At 72.5% G+C, this 15,640-nt stretch carries 15 protein-coding genes; 6 read left to right on the top strand and 9 right to left on the bottom strand.

Annotated elements, in window-relative coordinates:
* Positions 1–109: 109 nt before the first annotated feature.
* Entirely contained in the window at positions 110–2,212 is a 2,103-nt protein-coding gene (locus CP975_RS20295; RefSeq protein WP_150477202.1) for a protein kinase domain-containing protein, read from the bottom strand.
* 366 nt (positions 2,213–2,578) lie between these two features.
* Entirely contained in the window at positions 2,579–3,481 is a 903-nt protein-coding gene (locus tag CP975_RS20290; protein WP_425474263.1) for a menaquinone biosynthetic enzyme MqnA/MqnD family protein, read from the bottom strand.
* 288 nt (positions 3,482–3,769) lie between these two features.
* Here CP975_RS20290 and CP975_RS20285 point away from each other — a divergent pair, with 288 nt between their 5' ends.
* Positions 3,770–3,973 carry a cold-shock protein gene (locus CP975_RS20285; RefSeq protein ID WP_006138897.1) on the top strand — a complete coding sequence of 68 codons (204 nt, stop codon included), beginning with the start codon at positions 3,770–3,772 and terminating at the stop codon, positions 3,971–3,973.
* 167 nt (positions 3,974–4,140) lie between these two features.
* On the opposite strand, the gene CP975_RS20280 is transcribed toward CP975_RS20285, so the two are convergent.
* Positions 4,141–4,752, bottom strand: a complete 612-nt coding sequence (locus CP975_RS20280; RefSeq protein WP_055536025.1) for a helix-turn-helix domain-containing protein — start codon at positions 4,750–4,752, stop codon at positions 4,141–4,143.
* Between the two features lie 100 nt (positions 4,753–4,852).
* Here CP975_RS20280 and CP975_RS20275 point away from each other — a divergent pair, with 100 nt between their 5' ends.
* On the top strand, positions 4,853–5,626 hold the full coding sequence (locus tag CP975_RS20275) for an AzlC family ABC transporter permease (RefSeq protein ID WP_055536014.1): 774 nt from the start codon (positions 4,853–4,855) through the stop codon (positions 5,624–5,626).
* Positions 5,623–5,937, top strand: coding sequence for an AzlD domain-containing protein (locus CP975_RS20270; RefSeq protein ID WP_055536015.1), 315 nt, complete (start codon positions 5,623–5,625; stop codon positions 5,935–5,937). Before CP975_RS20275 ends, CP975_RS20270 begins: the two co-directional genes overlap by 4 nt.
* 38 nt (positions 5,938–5,975) lie before the next feature.
* Here the strand turns inward: CP975_RS20270 and CP975_RS20265 are convergent, their stop codons facing one another.
* Positions 5,976–7,781 carry an AMP-dependent synthetase/ligase gene (locus tag CP975_RS20265; protein WP_055536016.1) on the bottom strand — a complete coding sequence of 602 codons (1,806 nt, stop codon included), beginning with the start codon at positions 7,779–7,781 and terminating at the stop codon, positions 5,976–5,978.
* A 94-nt stretch (positions 7,782–7,875) separates the two neighbouring features.
* Here CP975_RS20265 and CP975_RS20260 point away from each other — a divergent pair, with 94 nt between their 5' ends.
* Positions 7,876–8,874 (top strand): AraC family transcriptional regulator, encoded by a 999-nt coding sequence (locus tag CP975_RS20260; protein ID WP_055536017.1) that lies wholly within the window; start codon positions 7,876–7,878, stop codon positions 8,872–8,874.
* 175 nt (positions 8,875–9,049) lie between these two features.
* Complete coding sequence (locus CP975_RS20255; protein WP_055536018.1) at positions 9,050–10,216, top strand: lipase family protein; 1,167 nt, start codon at positions 9,050–9,052, stop codon at positions 10,214–10,216.
* An 88-nt stretch (positions 10,217–10,304) separates the two neighbouring features.
* Here the strand turns inward: CP975_RS20255 and CP975_RS20250 are convergent, their stop codons facing one another.
* Both CP975_RS20250 and CP975_RS20245 read right to left on the bottom strand, forming a co-directional pair.
* The gene (locus tag CP975_RS20250) at positions 10,305–10,943 is read right to left on the bottom strand and encodes a response regulator transcription factor (protein WP_055536026.1); all 639 of its coding nucleotides are present in this window, start codon (positions 10,941–10,943) and stop codon (positions 10,305–10,307) included.
* Complete coding sequence (locus CP975_RS20245) at positions 10,940–12,055, bottom strand: sensor histidine kinase (RefSeq protein WP_055536019.1); 1,116 nt, start codon at positions 12,053–12,055, stop codon at positions 10,940–10,942. The genes CP975_RS20250 and CP975_RS20245 overlap by 4 nt, the downstream gene beginning before the upstream one ends.
* 173 nt (positions 12,056–12,228) lie before the next feature.
* Here CP975_RS20245 and CP975_RS20240 point away from each other — a divergent pair, with 173 nt between their 5' ends.
* A complete protein-coding gene (locus CP975_RS20240; protein ID WP_055536020.1) occupies positions 12,229–12,945 on the top strand; it encodes a hypothetical protein in 717 nt (238 codons plus the stop codon).
* A 21-nt stretch (positions 12,946–12,966) separates the two neighbouring features.
* On the opposite strand, the gene CP975_RS20235 is transcribed toward CP975_RS20240, so the two are convergent.
* The 3 genes from CP975_RS20235 to CP975_RS20225 form a co-directional block, all read right to left on the bottom strand.
* Positions 12,967–13,503 (bottom strand): hypothetical protein, encoded by a 537-nt coding sequence (locus tag CP975_RS20235; protein WP_246201573.1) that lies wholly within the window; start codon positions 13,501–13,503, stop codon positions 12,967–12,969.
* 69 nt (positions 13,504–13,572) lie between these two features.
* On the bottom strand, positions 13,573–14,511 hold the full coding sequence (locus CP975_RS20230; RefSeq protein ID WP_055536022.1) for a hypothetical protein: 939 nt from the start codon (positions 14,509–14,511) through the stop codon (positions 13,573–13,575).
* Positions 14,512–14,558: 47 nt separating this feature from the next.
* Positions 14,559–15,614 (bottom strand): methyltransferase, encoded by a 1,056-nt coding sequence (locus CP975_RS20225; RefSeq protein ID WP_055536027.1) that lies wholly within the window; start codon positions 15,612–15,614, stop codon positions 14,559–14,561.
* Positions 15,615–15,640: the final 26 nt, after the last annotated feature.

Raw genomic sequence — 15,640 nt, 5'->3', positions numbered from 1 at the left:
TTCGGTATGCGCCGCGCTCCTGTTCGCGTACACAGTAGTGAAGGGGGAAACGAGGGCTGGAGGGAGGACGACCGCCCAAGGACCACGGGGTCCCGACGCGCGTACTCGCTCACTCCACCCGTGCCAGCCGTGCTCTCGGATCCCCCGCGTCCGGATCGTCCGACGTGTACCTGAGGTCCTTGCCGTCGGGGCGCAGATGGACGGTGTGGGACGTCTGCGCGCACTGGCCGCCGTTGCTGCTCGCGCCCTTGCCCGTCGCCACGAGTTCCTTGGCCGAGGCGGACTTGAGGGTGAGTACGTCCGTGCAGGTGTTGCCGATCAGGTCGCGCTGCACGACCGTGCCGACCCGGTCGCCCGGCTCGGCCTGGCGCAGGGTGACCGTGAACGTGCCGAGGGGGATCGTGCCGCCGCTCGCGTCGGCCTTGCCGCGCCACGTGCCGAGGTAGGCCTCGGGGATCCGTCCCGCGCCGTCCCCGTCGGAGGGGTTTGCCGGGCCGGTCGCCGCCGGGGGCCGCTGTCCGGCACCCGAACCCCCCGCCGCGTCGTCGTCCTTCGGCAACACCCCGAAGACGAAGACCGAGCCCACCGTGACGGCGGCCATCGCCCCGGCCACGGCGAGGGCGACGGTACAACTCACCTTGCGCCCGCGCCCGTTCGCCCCCTCGGACACGGAGGTGGCGGCCACCGAGAGGGAGAGCCTGCCGGGCGGGCGGGTCTCCTCCGGGGCGGGCCGCACGGCGGCTTCGGCGGCGTACGCGGGAGGGGCGGCGCCACCGGGGGAGGCGACACCCGCCGGGGAGGCCGCGTCTGGGGAGACAGCGCCTGCGGGAGTGGCGGCGCCCGCCGAAAAGGCCGCAGCTGCGGGAGTGGCGGCGCCCGCCGAAGAGGCCGCGCCCCCGGGAAAGGCCCCGCCCGCCGGAGAGGCCGCGTCCACGGCAGAAGCCGAGCCCGCGGGAGAGGCGACGCCCCCAGGAGAGCCCGCACCCCGGGAAGAGCCCGCACCCCGGGAAGAGCCCGCACCCACCGTGGAGTCCGCGCCCGTCGCAGAGTCCGCGCCCGCCGGACAAGCCGCACCCGCGTGAGAGCCCGCACCCCCAGGAGAGGCCGCACCCCCGGAAGAGGCCGCACCCCCCGGGGAGCCCGCATCCCCGGGAGAACCCGCGCCCACCGCAGAACCCGCCCCCGTCCCCGCCCCAGAGTCCGCGTACGAAGGATCGGACGGCCCGAACTCCCCCGACACCGACGGCACACTGAAGGCCACCGGCCCGGATGCCGCGTCCCCCGTCGGAGCGCCGGGCCGCGCGCCCGGCCCCGCCCCCGTCTCCAGATCGAGCAACCGCACCGCACTGCGGCTCACCCTCTCCACCACGGGCCCCGGCAGCCAACCGGCCGCGACGAGTTGGGGCGTGCCCTCGGGGGCGAGGCTGCGAGCCAGGTCCGCGGGGGTGGGGCGGGCGGACGGGTCCTTGGTGAGGCAGGCCGCCGCGAGCGTTCTCAGGTCGCCTTCCAGCGCGCCCAGTTCGGGCTCCTCGTGGACGACCTTGTAGAGCAGCGCGGCCGACGAGTCGCCGGAGAAGGGTGACTGCCCCGTCGCGCCGTAGACCAGGACGGCCCCCAGCGAGAAGACGTCCGCCGCTCCCGTGACGCCCTTGCCGAGGATCTGCTCGGGCGACATGTAGCCGGGCGAGCCGATGGAGACGCCGGTGGAGGTGAGCGAGGCCGTGCCGTCCGTGGCGCGTGCGATGCCGAAGTCGATCAGGCGCGGGCCGTCCAGGGTGAGCAGGACGTTCGACGGCTTCACGTCACGGTGGACGAGCCCCAGGGAGTGGACGTGCGCCAGCGCCTCGGCGAGGCCCGCGCCGAGGACGCGTACGGAGTGGGCCGGCAGCGGGGCGCCGTCCCGGACCGCCTCGGTGAGCGAGGGCCCGGCCGCGTACCCCGTGGCGACCCATGGCACGGGGGCGTCCGGATCCGCGTCAAGGACCGGCGCGGTCCAGTCGCCGCCCACCCGCCGGGCGGCGTCGACCTCGCGCCGGAAGCGGGCGCGGAACTCCTCGTCGAGCGCGAAGTGCGGATGCACGATCTTGACCGCGACCGTGCGGCCGCCCGCGCTGCGGCCGAGGTAGACCCGGCCCATGCCGCCGGAGCCGAGCCGGCCGAGCAGCCGGTAGGGACCGATCTCGGTGGGTTCGTCGGCTTCGAGCGGACGCATGACGTTGGCCTCCCCCAGGCGCGCGGCCGGACCTTCCCGCACCCTGTCGGTGCGCGGCGTGCGCGGCTTTACGACTGCCGGTCAGCGTAGTGCGGAACCGGTCGGCGGAACGGCTCCGCCCGCATTCCCCGCCACATGGGAGCAATGACCGGATTGATCCTTTACGTCCGGCGCGCTTTCCGCTGCCGATAGCCCCGCCGGACGGCGACGGCCGCCCCGGCAATTCCTCCGTCCGCAATTCGGCGGCGGCGATATCCCCGGGCAGCCGGGAATGCGGACGCGGGCGATGGGTCATGTCCCCGATTAGGGGCGGGGCCAATTCCCCGCCCCTTCGGCCCCGCCTTCCAGACCGGCACCGCGAAGCCGCTATGGCTTCAGCAGTTCCACCCGCACGTCCGCGGGGAAGCCCGTGGTCGGGCCGACCCGGCGCGCGAACTCGGTGACGCCCTCCAGCTGGGCGGCGCCGAAGCGGAAGTCGAGCGTCGTGAAGTAGCGCTCCAGGACGGCGGCGTCGAAGGACTCCCAGCGCGCGGCCTGCTCGGCGACCTTCGTGACCTCCTCAAGGGAGAGGTCGCGGGAGGCGAGGAAGGCCTTGTGCACCGCGCGCACGACCTCCGGTTCCCGCTCGGCGTAGTCGCGCCGGGCGGCCCAGACGGCGAAGACGAACGGCAGGCCCGTCCACTCCTTCCACATCTCGCCCAGGTCGTACACGTCGAGCCCGAGGCGGGGCCCGTCGATCAGGTTGGCGCGCAGCGCGGCGTCGCCGATGAGGACGGCGGCGTCCGCCTCCCGCATCATCAGGCCCAGGTCGGGCGGGCAGGCGTAGTAGTCGGGCTGCACGCCGTACCGCTCCGAGAGCAGCAGCTGGGCGAGGCGCACGGACGTGCGCGAGGTCGAGCCGAGGGCGACCCGCGCCCCGTCGAGGCGGTCCAGCGGCACCTGCGAGACGATCACGCAGGACATGACCGGCCCGTCGCAGCCGACCGCGAGATCGGGGAAGGCGACGAGGTCGTCGGCGTTCTTCAGGAACTCGACGAGGGTGACGGGCGCGATGTCCAGCTCACCCCGCACGAGCTGCTCGCTGAGCCGTTCGGGGGTGTCCTTCGTCAGCTCGAAGTCGAGGAGCGTCCCGGTCCGCGCGAGCCCCCAGTAGAGGGGCATGCAGTTCAGGAACTGGATGTGGCCGACGCGCGGCCGGGGAGTGCGACGGGAGTCGGGCAGCTGTTCGGCGCCTGTCCCCGCGAAGGCGTCCAGGGGAGAATTGTCCACATCGGGGAGGCTAGCCCCCATGCGGTACGGTGCGGGCGCCGGGTCCCTTACGCGTCCCGTCAACCCCCTTGGGAGCCTCGTCAAACCTCCGGGTGACGTGATCTTGCCCCCTATTGCATTCCCCTGCCTGCGTGCTAAGCTCGCCGCAAGTTGCAGTTTGGTTTCCCTTGCAGTACAGAGCCTGCGGAGCATGTGACCCCGTAGGCTCTCGTCTTTTTCAGACTTATGCAGTTGTTTAAACAATCGCTGGTTCTGGAGCAGGGCAACCCTTTGGCCCAAGGAGGGCTTATGGCTACCGGAACCGTGAAGTGGTTCAACGCTGAAAAGGGCTTTGGCTTCATCGCCCAGGAAGGCGGCGGCCCGGACGTCTTCGTCCACTACTCCGCGATCAACGCGAACGGCTTCCGCTCCCTTGAGGAGAACCAGGCCGTTTCCTTCGACGTGACGCAGGGCCCGAAGGGCCCGCAGGCGGAGAACGTCACCCCGATGTAATCGGGCGCCCCACGTGAGTGGGGCGTGTTGATTCCTCCGGTGACGCTTGATCCGGACATGGATGCAGTACCCAAGGAGCCCTGCTCCTCCGCGCGAGCGGGGGAAGCGGGGCTCCTGCCTTTTCGCCGCACCACCCACCGCACCACCCATGAGGGCTGCCGCACCGCCTACGTGTGCTGCATGACCAGGACGAAGGTCGTGCCCGGTACCAGCGCCTCGTACAGATGCGGGACGTCTCCCCGGTACGACATGTAGTCCCCGACGGACAGCTCCACCGTCTCGTCGCGCGGGCCCGCGAGGAGGCGGCCCGTGCTGATGACGATGTGTTCCACCGAGCCCGGGATGTGCGGCTCGGACTCGCGGGCCGCGCCGGGCTCCATCGCCCCGTGGTAGATGTCGCGCCGCACGCCGGTCGGTCCCGCGGAGAGCAGCGTGCCCACGTACGGCGCGTTCTCGGCCCGCATGGACGGGCCCTCCCCCGCGCGGATCACCGTCACGGCGGGGCTGGGCGACTCCACGAGCACGCTGAACGGCACCCCGAGCGCCACGGCCAGCGCCCAGAGCGTCTCGATGCCGGGGTTGCCGGTGGCCGCCTCCAGCTGGGACAGCGTGGACTTGGCGATGCCGGCGCGTTTGGCCAGCTCGGAGAGGGAGATCCCGGCCTTCGCGCGCTCGCGGCGCAGCGCGGTGGCGACCCATTCGCGCGGCATGCGGGCGGGCGGGGCCTCGCGGGTGCCGCCGGAGCCGATGCCCGCGCCCGTGCCGGTGCCGTCAGTCATCACGTTCACTCCCGTTGCCCTTCCCCGCGCGTCGCGTTCGCCACAGGGGACCGATCGTTCGCCTTGACGAACGCACTTCACTCACCCCATCCTACGACGCATGCGTTCGCCACACCGAACAGACGACCCAGCCCAGCGAACGGACGAGGGGGCCGGCCCCGGCCTCGTCCGTCTCTCCGATCTACCGCCCGGGGTGCTGCGCGACATCGCCCTCGTCCTGCTGGCCGACGCCGTCGTCGGTGTCTCCTTCGGCGCGATCGCCGTCGCGGGCGGGCTCCCGCTGTGGGTGCCCGTGGTCATGTCGCTGCTCGTGTACGCGGGCTCCTCCCAGTTCAGCGCCGTCGGCATCCTCACCGCCGGCGGCGGTCCCGTGGCCGCGGCGGCGACCGGGCTGCTGCTCAACTCCCGTACGGCGGCGTTCAGCCTGGCCCTCGCCGACGACATCGGCCGCACCTGGACGGCGCGGCTGATCGGCGCGCACCTGATCACCGACGAGACGGCGGCCTTCGTCCTCGCGCAGAAGGGCCGCAGGCAGCGCAAGGCCGCGTTCTGGATATCCGGCATCGGACTGTTCGCGGTGTGGAACCTCAGCGTGCTCGCGGGCGCCCTCGCCGGGTCGGCGCTCGGCGACACGGACCGGTTCGGGCTCGACGCGGCGTTCCCCGTGGTGCTGCTCGCCCTGGTGCTGCCCGCGCTGCGCGGTGACAGCGCGGCCCGGCGGGCGTCGGCGGCCGGCGCGGTGATCGCGGTCGCCGCGGCGCCGCTGCTGCCCGCGGGGGTGCCGGTGCTGCTCGCCCTCCTCGGCCTGCTCGCGGCACGCCGCGGACCCTTCCGCCGCCGCCCCCGCACCACCACTCCCGGGAGCGCCTCGTGAACGCCACGCTCGCCTGTGTCCTCGCCCTCGCCGCGGGAACGTACGTCTTCCGGCTGGCCGGGCCCGTGCTGCACGGCCGCGTCGAACTGCCCGTACGCGTCCAGGAACTGCTGACCGTCAGCGCCACCGTCCTGCTGGTCGCGCTGCTCGCCACGGGCGCTCTCACGGAGGGCCAGGGCTTCGCGGGATGGGCCAGGCCCGCCGGGGTGCTGGTCGGCGGGCTCCTCGCCTGGCGCAGGGCGCCGTTCGCGGTGGTCGTGGTGGGCGCTGCGGCGGCGACCGCGCTGCTGCGGCTCGCGGGAGTCTCCTGACGTCAGGAAGGGCGCGGGACACGGCGTACACCCCCGGCTCAGCCCTCGCCGTCGCCGCCGGACCCCTCCCCGTACAGCGCGTCCACGACGTCCGCGTACCGCTCGGTGACCGCGCGCCTGCGGACCTTCAGGCTCGGGGTCAGAAGGCCGTCCGCCACCGTGAAGTCCTCATCGAGGACGGCGAACCGGCGGATGCGGGCGGGGCGCGAGACCGTGGTGTTGGCGGCGTCCACGGCCTCCTGGACGAGGGCGCGGACGCGTGGGTCGCGGGAGAGGGGCGCGGTCAGTTCCACGCCTTCGCGGGCGGCCCAGCCGGTGACCTCCTCCGTGTCCAGGGTGATCAGCGCGACCGGGTGGGGGCGGCGGTCGCCGACCATGACCGCGCGGGAGACGAACCGCGAGGTCTGCACGGCGAGTTCGCTCAGGGAGGGCGTGAGGTTCTTGCCTCCCGAGGTGATGATCAGGTCCTTCTTGCGGCCGGTGATCGTGAGGTAGCCGTCGTCGTCGAGCGCGCCCAAGTCTCCCGTGTGCAGCCAGCCTTCGGCGTCGATGGCCTCACTGGTGGCGGCGGGGTTGTTGTGGTAGCCGGAAAAGACCATGGCGCCGCGGGCCAGCACCTCGCCGTCGGGCGCGGTGCGGATCTCGACGCCGTCGACCGGGCGGCCCACCGTGCCGTAGCGCACGGCGCCGGGGTGGTTGAGGGTGAGGACTCCGGCCGACTCCGTCATGCCGTAGCCCTCGTAGACCTCGATGCCGCAGGCCCGCAGGAAGTCCACGGTGTCGGGCGCGATGGGCGCGCCGCCGGTGAGCGCCCAGCGGACCCGGCCACCGAGCGCCTGCCGGACCAGACCGTACAGGGCCTTGTCGGCTGCCTCGTACGCGTCCCGGAGGTCGGGCGGCAGAGTGCCTTCGGCGGCCATGACGCCGATACGGACGGCCTCCTCGAACCGTTCGCGCCCGCCCTCCTGCGACTCCGCGAGCGACAGCACGACCGACCGCACCTTCTCGAAGAGGCGGGGCACGGACGGCAGATGGGTGGGGCGCGCCTCGGCCAGCTCGCCGACGACGTCCTCGACGCGCCCGCCGAAGAAGGTGAGCGTGCCGCCCTGGAGGAGCGTCGTGAACTCGATGAGCTGGGCGAGGAGATGGGCGAGCGGCAGATAGAGGTACGTGGAGTCGCCGGGCCCGCCACCGACGAGCGGCACGGAGGCGCGCTGCACGGCCAGCAGATTGCCGTGCGTCAGCAGGCACCCCTTGGGCGCGCCGGTGGTCCCGGACGTGTAGATGATGGTGGCCAGATCTCCCTCGCCCCGGCCGGCGGCACGCTCCAGCAGCACGTCGAGTGCGGGGGCGTCGCCGGAGGTGCCGGATTCCGCGGGGTCGGTGAGGGCCGGCATCAGGACCACCTCCCGCACCCCCGCCAGCCGCCCCTCCCCCCGCAGCCGCTCGATCTTCGCGGCCTGGAGCGCGTCCTCGCAGAGGACCACCGTCGCGCCCGAGTCCGTCACGACCCACGCGATCTCCTCGTCGCCCGCCGTCGGGTAGACGGGGACGACGACCGCGCCCGCGGCGAGCATGCCGAAGTGGGCGTGGGTCCACTCGGGGCAGGTCTCGGCGAGGATCGCCACGCGGTCGCCGGGGCGGACGCCCAGCGCGAGCAGGGCGCGGCCCACGTGGCGTGCGCGGTCCCGCAGTCCGGCGTAGGAGAGTTCGGTCCACTTCCCGTCGCGGCGAAAGCGCAGGGCGGGCAGTTCGCCGTAACGGTCCGCCGCCCACTCCGTCAACAGGGCCAGGGTAGAGGGGAGTTCCGCCGCCGTCAGGGGGTCCTTCCGGGTCTGCTGCATGCGTACGACGCTAGGGAGCGCGTCCGGCGTGCGGGATGACGCGAAACGTCAGCGGCGCTGGCCGGGGCGCTCAGCGCGGCGCTACCGTCATGGCATGGCCAGGCGGACGATCACCGTGCACCATGTGCGGGCCGTGCTGCGCGGAGCCGAGCGGCGCGGCATCGACACCGTCCCGCTGCTGCGGGGCGCCGAGATCCCGCCGCTGCTCCTCGGCGACGACCGGGCACGGGTGACGGCCCCTCAGTTCGTGCGGCTCTTCAGGGAGTTGTACCGCGCCACGCAGGACGAGTTCCTGGGTCTGGGCTCCGCCGTCAGCAGGCCGGGCACGTTCGCGATGATGTGCCAGGCCTCGCTCGGCTGCCGTGACCTCGGCGCGGCCGTGCAGCGGGGCGTCACCTTCTACGGCCTCTTCCCCGGCGGGCCCGACCTCGTCCTGGAGCGCCGGGGCGACGAAGCCGTGTTCGGCGTCCGCAGCGACCTCGAACAGGACTACTTCCTCGCCGAGTGCCTGGTCATCATCTGGCACCGCCTGTGCAGCTGGCTGGTCGGGCGCCGCATACCGCTGCGCTGGGCGGAGTTCGGCCATCCGCCGCCCCCGCACAAGGACGAGTACGAGCTGCTCTTCGGCTGCCCCGTGCGGTTCGGGGCCGAGCGCACCGGCGCCGGGTTCCCCCCGCACTGGCTCGACGCGCCGCTGATCAGGGACGAGGAGGCGCTGGACGAGATGCTGCGGCGCGCGCCCTTCGAGCTGCTGACCCGCCGCGAGTACGGCACGACGGTCGCCGAGCAGGTGGGCCGCACCCTCGCGCGGTCCCTGCGCTCCTCGCCCCGCCTCCCCTCGCTCGGTGAGATCGCGGCGCGGCTCGCGGTGAGCCCGGCGACGCTGCGGCGCCGCCTGGCCGAGGAGTCCACGTCGTACCAGCAGCTGAAGGACGCGGTGCGCCGGGACGCGGCGATCGCGGGCCTGGCGGAGGGCCACGAGCCGATCGCCGAGCTGGCGGCGCGGCTCGGATTCTCCGAGGACACGGCCTTCCACCGGGCGTTCCGCCGCTGGACGGGGACGACGCCGGGGGCGTACCGCACGCGCCTGTGAGGCTCGGCCCGCTTCTCCCGGGGACCCTGAGGCCCGGCGGCCCGGCGGCCCTGAGGCCCGGCGGGCAGTCGCGGTCAACGAAGGTGAGCGTCCCGGTCAGCCCCCTGCTTACTCACGCGTCACTACGGTCGAGGCCCGCACATCCCACCCCCCTGTGGACAGTTGGGAGAGCCGCATGCACATCCCCCGTACGAGCGTCAGAGCGTGGGCCGTCGGGGCCGCGATAGGCCTGTCGGCCATCACCCCGCTCGGCACGGCCCACGCCGACGAGCGCGGCGCGGCCGCGTCCCCCGGCGACATCGTCAGCTCCGATCCGAGCAGCTTCCACCCGCTGCCGGGCCAGCCGACGGGCACCAAGGCCTGGAAGATCCACTACCGCTCGACGACGGCCAAGGGCGAACCCAACACCGTCTCCGGAACGGTCATCGTGCCGCAGGACGGCAGGAAGGGGCCGCGTCCTCTGATCACGTACGCGGTGGGGACGGTCGGCGTGGGCGACCACTGCGCGCCCAGCGCGGGCTTCCCGAGGGGCACCGCGCTGGAGGCCAACCTCATCCAGCAGCTCACCCTGCGCGGCTGGGCGGTGGCCGTCACCGACTACGAGGGTCTGGGCACCCCGGGCGACCACACCTACACGGTGGGCCGCTCGGCCGGCCAGGCCATGCTCGACGCGGCCCGCGCCGCGATCCGCCATCCCGAGGCGGGCCTCGGGAAGGACACCCCGGTCGGCATCATGGGCTACTCGCAGGGCGGCCAGGCCTCCTCCTGGGCGGCCGAGCTGCACGGCTCGTACGCGCCCGAACTCGACGTCAAGGGCACGGCCACCGGCGGCGTCCCCGGCGATCTGATGAAGGTGGCGGACTCCAACGACGGGTCGTACGGCTCGGGGCTGATCTTCATGGCGGCGATCGGCCAGAACGCGGCGTTCCCCGAGCTGAACCTCGACTCCTACCTGAACCCGGTCGGCAGGACGCTCCTCGGCGCCATGAAGAACACGTGCGTGGCGGACGGCGCGGTGCTCGGCGCCTTCAAGTCGATCGACTCGATGACCACGAAGAACCCCCTCGACCAGCCCGACTGGCAGCGGCGCCTGCGCGAGTCGCGGGTCGGCTCGGTCGAACCGGACGCGCCGGTGTACCTGTACCACGCGCTGGCCGACGAACTCATCCCGTACGGCGTCGGCAAGCAGGTCCGCGCCGACTGGTGCGCGAAGGGCGCGAACGTCGAGTGGCACACCATCGCGCTCGGCGAGCACGTCAGCGGCGTGATCACGCAGTCACCGCTCGCCGCCCAGTGGCTGGCGGACCGCTTCGCGGGGAAGCCGGCGCGGAGCAACTGCTGAGCTGAGCGAAGCAACTGATGGCCCAAGCGGACGTGTTGGGGCGACTCCGGACGGGGGCCGCCCCAACTGGCGTGCCGCCGGACCGTGCTCATCCGAGCCTTCCCCCGTACGCATCGTCCTCGTCGAGCCGCCGGGCCAGGTCGATCTTCGTCAAGGCCGGGCGGCCGGCCTGTCGGTACTTTTCCTTCACCTGGTCCAGGTAGTACTTCGCGGTGTTGACGGTGATGCCCGCGCGCCGGGCGGTGGCTTTCAGGGTCAGCCCGGAGGCGTAGTCGCGCAGCACCTGACGTTCCCGTGGGGCCAGGTGCGGTCGGGTCGGGGTGGTGTCCTTCACCCAGCCGAAGGCGAGTTCAGGAGAATGCGCTGTCCCACCCGCGGCCACGGTCTCGACGGCCTCCACCAGGGTGTCCAGGGCGTGGTCCTTGGTGAGGTAGCCGTCGGCTCCGGCAGCCACGGCCGCCACGACCCGGGCGTGGTCGGCGATCGTGCTGATGACCAGGACCTTGCTCCCGGCCGCCCGCACACGGCGCACGTTCGCCTCCGGGCGGGAACCGTCCCCCAGTACGAGGTCGAGGAGCACCACGGCGGCCGTCCGGGCGGGGCCCGCCAGCAGGGCGTCGACCGTCGACACGGTTCCGACGAGGCGCAGGCGCTGCTGGCCGGACAGCCAGGCGCGCAGCCCGTCGAGGAGCATGCGGTCGTCGTCGACCACCGCGATGTCGATCATGCCGGCCACCGCAGTTCGACCACTGTTCCCTCACCGGGCCGGCTGTCCACTTCCGCCCTGCCTCCGATGGCGGCCATCCTGCCGTGTACGGAGCGGCGCAGTCCGGTCCCGGCACGGCGGTGGCTCCGGTCGGACGTGTCGAAGCCGATGCCACGGTCGGCCACGGCCACCTCGACGCCACCGGCGTTGCCGAAGACGGTGAGGTAGGCCCGCGGGGTCTGGGCGTGCTTGTGTACGTTGTTCAGCGCTTCGGACACCGCGGCGGCCAGGGCGTGGGCGACCTCCCGGGGCAGGTCCGGCACCGCGTCGTACTGCGCGGTCACCTTCAGGCCGAGGCTTTCCGCGGCGCGGGCGGCCTCCTCCAGGGCGGCCCAGGTACCCATCCCGGGTGCGGGCAGGCCGCTGTGCCGGTGCGGCTCCTCGTAGGCCTGCACGAGCCGGCGCAGGTAGGCCGCTTCGCGGGCGCAGCGGTCGCGGACGGCGGGCGCGTTGGCGTCCACTCGGCCGGCGGCGATGGCGGTCAGGGTGGCGAGCACGGTGTCGTGCAGTGCCGCATGGTGCGCCGCCCGCTCCGCCTGCCGCGCCCGCGCGGTCTCGGCGACGACGGCCCGTTCCTGCGCGAGGTCCAGCCGGGACCCCTGACGCCGGAGGTACCACCAGCCCGCTCCGGCGAGGGCCGCGGCTTCGACGACCGCCGTGAAGTGATCGAAAAGGGCCGGCAAGGTGGGTCTCGCTACCACCTCGTAGACGCTCAGTGACGTGCTCAGCAGGAGCAGGACCGCCCAAGCGGCACCTCGCAGGCCGAGCGCCACCACGGCGGCCGCTGCCGAGGAGAGGGCCTGCACCATCAGCCAGCCGTGCGGTTCCACCGCCGGTCCTTCACCGATCGCGACGACGGCGACCCACGGGAACACACAGCCGGTCAGCAGTACATCGGCCCAGACCCACCGCGGATAAAACCAGCCGCGCAGGAGGGCCGACCCGTAGAGGAGCAGGGTGACGGCGCCCACGGCGGCCAGGAGGCCGACGCTCCGCCAGTCGGACGGGCCGGTGGCCACGACGTCGGCCGCGTACACCAGGTGCGCGATCCGAAAGAGGCCGACGGCCTTCACGGCGAACCCCCGTGCACGCTGAAGCCCCACTCGCCTGCCCCCCGTGTGATGAGAACCCCCACCGGTACCCCCCTAAATGGACGGGTACCGAGCACTCAGTGCATCTCGCTACGTTTCTTGGCGTCAAGACAGTCCCCGGACATCCGCCCGAGCGATTCCTGGAGGAGCACACCATGAGACGTCAACGAGGCTTACGGGCCGTACTCCTGGCCGCGGCCGTTGTCTGCACCACCGCCCTGGCCGGCTCCGTCCAAGCCCAAGCCGCCCCCGCTTCGGGTTCCGCTTCCGCTGCCGCCGCATCGGGCGTCGGACCGGTCCAGCTGCGCTACACAGGGACCGGCGGCGGTCCCCTCAACATCGCGCGGCGCGCCGCCACCGAGGCGGCTCTGGCCCAGGCGGCGGCTACCGGATTCAGTGCCTCCCAGTGCCGTGAAACCAACGGGACGGACTTCGAGCACGTCGGGGGGTACTGGACCTCGATCCGGGAGATCACCTGCGTCGGGGAACCGGCGGTGGCCGCGGCGCAGCTGGACCTGTACCGCTACCTCAAGCCCGGCAAGGACCACCTCAGCAGCGTCTGGCACGTCCCCGACGGGTACAACCGGGAAGGCAGCATGGGCCGCCTCTACACCGCGCCGAAGCCCGGCACCCATCCGCTGTACCTCTGTGTCGTTCGCGGGGACCACTTCCTCACCACCGACGTCAACTGCGAGGGCCAGCAGTACGTGACCCGTCTCGGCTGGATCCAGGACGCCCCGCAGCCCGGCGTGCCCAGCGCACCGCTCTACCGGTGCCTCGGCGGCGGGCGCCAGCTGTTCGAGTCCAACGACCCGAACTGCGAGGGCATGACCAACGGCGGCGGCCCGCTCGGCTACACCCTCACGGGCTGAACCCGGCCGAACGGCCGATCGTCAGCGCACCACGACCACGCTCGTGCCGACTTCCACGAAGCTCCAGAGGCTCTGGGAGTCCTTGCTCCTGAGGCGAACGGCGCCGGTCTTCTTTCCGGGGGCGGGCTCAGGCGACGATCCGTCCCGAGCGGCGGAGAAGGCCGCCGCCGCACCCCCGGAATTGTCGAAGTAGACGACGCGCACAACCGGCACACCGTCGCTGCCCGTTGTGGCATCGCGCCGCCCGGTCACCTTGTGCTCGCCGACCCTCGGATCCACCGAGCCGGGCCACGCGGTGAAGGTGACGAGATTCCGGTCTCCGCTGCCTTCGGCCAGCCATATCCGGTCCTGGCCGAGGGAATAGACGACCCGCCTGCCTTCACCCGATCCCCTCGGAGGGAGTCGAGGCGTGTCGTGCTTCTCTCCGCTGGGGTCTGACTTACTGGGCCCCGACTTACTGGGGCTTGCCGCCGGCTCGGCCCGGGCGGCAGGAGGAGAAGCGGTCCCCTCGGCCTGGACCGCGAGGACCGCGACCACGGCCAGCGCGGAAACGGTCACACTGGACACACTGACCCAAGGGGGTATTCGGCGAGTCATCGGTTGGTTGTCTCCTGGCGAGGCAGTCGATCAGTTGAGGTTGCCGTCCATGCCGCTGTAGATCTCTGTGGCCTCGCAGAAACCGAGGCCGAATCGTTCGGCCACGGCCATCGCCTCGTCGATCTTCTGTACGTCGAGCGCGTCGCACTTCAGCCTGTCGCGGTGGTCCGCCAGCCGCGTACGGGCATCGGCCACGCGGTCGACGGGCACCAGCCCGCCCACCATGTAGTTGCCGACGATCGTGGGCGGCGGGGCCGGCCATTCCAGGTCGGGGAACTCCTCCCGCAGCAGCGCGGACAGGGGTGTCGGCGCGGTGAATCCCTCCGCGCCGACACCGGCTTCCGCACACAGGTGGGTGGGCCAGGTGTAACCCCTGGACATCCATCCGGGCATCAGCGCGGCGGCGAACTCCAGGACGCAGTACGGGACCTCGCGGGTCAGCAGCTCTGCCGCGTCGAACTCCCTGCCGTCCTCGGGACGCCGGACGTGCCGCTGCCCGCCGCGCAGCGCCACCGCCGAGCCGCGCAGCATGCGCAGCGGCATGGCGAGCCCCGCGGCGAGCGCGTCGTCACCGGGCAGTCGTCCACCCGCGTCGGGCTCGATCCTCCCGGAGAGCGCCGGGTCGAGCCGGTCGATCATCTCCGCGGCGATGGCGTCCACGCCGGCGGCGGACGCCGCGAGGTAGCGCCGTATGCCCTCCGCGATCCGCTCGGGCCCGTCACCGACGAGGAAGAAGGGCCGGCCCCATACGTACAGGTGCGGCTCGAAGTCAATCCCCTCGTGCTCGCGTGCGTACGCCTGCACACCCAGGGCCCACGCCTTGGCCCGGAAGCGGACCTTGCGTATCTCCACCGCCCTGGCGATCAGGTCGTTGATGTCGTCGTCCCCACCCTGGCCGGCCAGGTACGGCAGCAACCGACTCTCGATGAGCGGCAGGTCAACGGGGTGAAAGCTCGTGTCGAAACCCATGATCGAAACAATAGGGTCTCCGGGTCTCCGGGTCTCCGGGTCTCCGGCTAGGCCACTGCCTCGATGAGGGAGAACGGCTCGGCGTCGGGCAGCGGGGTGACCGATGTGACGCGCAGGCCCGCGCGTCGGCACACGTCCTCGAAGTCCGGCCGGGTGCGCTCCCTGCCACCCACGTTCACCAGCATGTTGAGGTCGCTCAGGTAGGTGAGCGCGCTGTCGGTGAGGCCGGGTTCGGGGCCGGGGTCGACGACTTCGGGGAGCACGGGCTCCACGATCAGGACACGACCGCCGGGGGGCAGCACCTCACGGCAGTGGCCGAGGATCGTGACCGCCTGTTCGTCGGTCCAGTCGTGCAGGATGCTCTTCACCAGGTAGGCGTCCGCGCCCTTCGGCACCGAGCGGAAGAAGTCCCCGGCGACCACCGAGCAGCGGTCCGTGAGCCCGTGCCCGGCCAGGGTCCGCGGGGCCTGGGCGAGCCCCTCCGCCGTGTCGTAGAGGACACCGCTCAGTGCCGGGTACGCGGTGAGCACCCCGGCCAGCAGCGTGCCGTCACCTCCACCCACGTCGGCGACCGTGGTGAACCGGCCGAAGTCGTACGCGCGCGGCAGCGCGGCGGCGGCCTCCCCCGCGGCCTGGCTCATCGCCGCGTTGAACTCGACGGACAGCTCCGGGTGTTGGGCGAGGTGGCTGAAGAAGTCCGTGCCGAAGACGGTGTCGAAGGCGATGTCTCCAGTACGGACGCTCCCGTCCAGGTGCTCCCAGGCGCGGGTCAGCACCGGCTCGGTGAACATCCGCACGAACGAGGTGAGCGAGCCGGGCCGGGTGGAGTCGAGGAACGCGCCCGCCCGCGTCACGGAGAAGGTGCCGGGAGTGTGCTCCCGCAACAGGCCGAGGCCGGTCAGGGCGCGCAGCAGCCGGGTCATCGGCTGCGGCTCGGCCCCCGCGTCGGCGGCGACGTCGGCGGCGGTGCGCCGCGCGTCGCCGATCAGCTCGACGATCCGCATGCGGACCGCCGCGCGCAGGGTCTGCGCGGCCATGCTGCCGAACGCGATGCGGACGATCAGGTCGCGGTCGGCCGCGTCGGCTTCGGTATGCGCGTTCATGTTCACGTTCACGGTCGCGTTCACGT

This window comes from Streptomyces alboniger, assembly GCF_008704395.1.
Lineage (GTDB): Bacteria > Actinomycetota > Actinomycetes > Streptomycetales > Streptomycetaceae > Streptomyces > Streptomyces alboniger.
The sequence above is the reverse complement of the archived record's forward strand: the minus strand, read 5'-3'. Positions and strand labels throughout refer to the sequence as shown.

Bases quoted from the DNA above. Each gene is read 5' to 3' on its own strand.
- CP975_RS20295 (WP_150477202.1), bottom strand. From the start codon at position 2,212: ATGCGTCCGCTCGAAGCCGACGAACCCACCGAGATCGGTCCCTACCGG.
- CP975_RS20285 (WP_006138897.1), top strand. From the start codon at position 3,770: ATGGCTACCGGAACCGTGAAGTGGTTCAACGCTGAAAAGGGCTTTGGC.
- CP975_RS20280 (WP_055536025.1), bottom strand. From the start codon at position 4,752: ATGACTGACGGCACCGGCACGGGCGCGGGCATCGGCTCCGGCGGCACC.
- CP975_RS20275 (WP_055536014.1), top strand. From the start codon at position 4,853: ATGCGTTCGCCACACCGAACAGACGACCCAGCCCAGCGAACGGACGAG.
- CP975_RS20265 (WP_055536016.1), bottom strand. From the start codon at position 7,781: ATGCAGCAGACCCGGAAGGACCCCCTGACGGCGGCGGAACTCCCCTCT.
- CP975_RS20260 (WP_055536017.1), top strand. From the start codon at position 7,876: ATGGCCAGGCGGACGATCACCGTGCACCATGTGCGGGCCGTGCTGCGC.
- CP975_RS20255 (WP_055536018.1), top strand. From the start codon at position 9,050: ATGCACATCCCCCGTACGAGCGTCAGAGCGTGGGCCGTCGGGGCCGCG.
- CP975_RS20250 (WP_055536026.1), bottom strand. From the start codon at position 10,943: ATGATCGACATCGCGGTGGTCGACGACGACCGCATGCTCCTCGACGGG.
- CP975_RS20240 (WP_055536020.1), top strand. From the start codon at position 12,229: ATGAGACGTCAACGAGGCTTACGGGCCGTACTCCTGGCCGCGGCCGTT.
- CP975_RS20230 (WP_055536022.1), bottom strand. From the start codon at position 14,511: ATGGGTTTCGACACGAGCTTTCACCCCGTTGACCTGCCGCTCATCGAG.
- CP975_RS20225 (WP_055536027.1), bottom strand. From the start codon at position 15,614: ATGAACGCGCATACCGAAGCCGACGCGGCCGACCGCGACCTGATCGTC.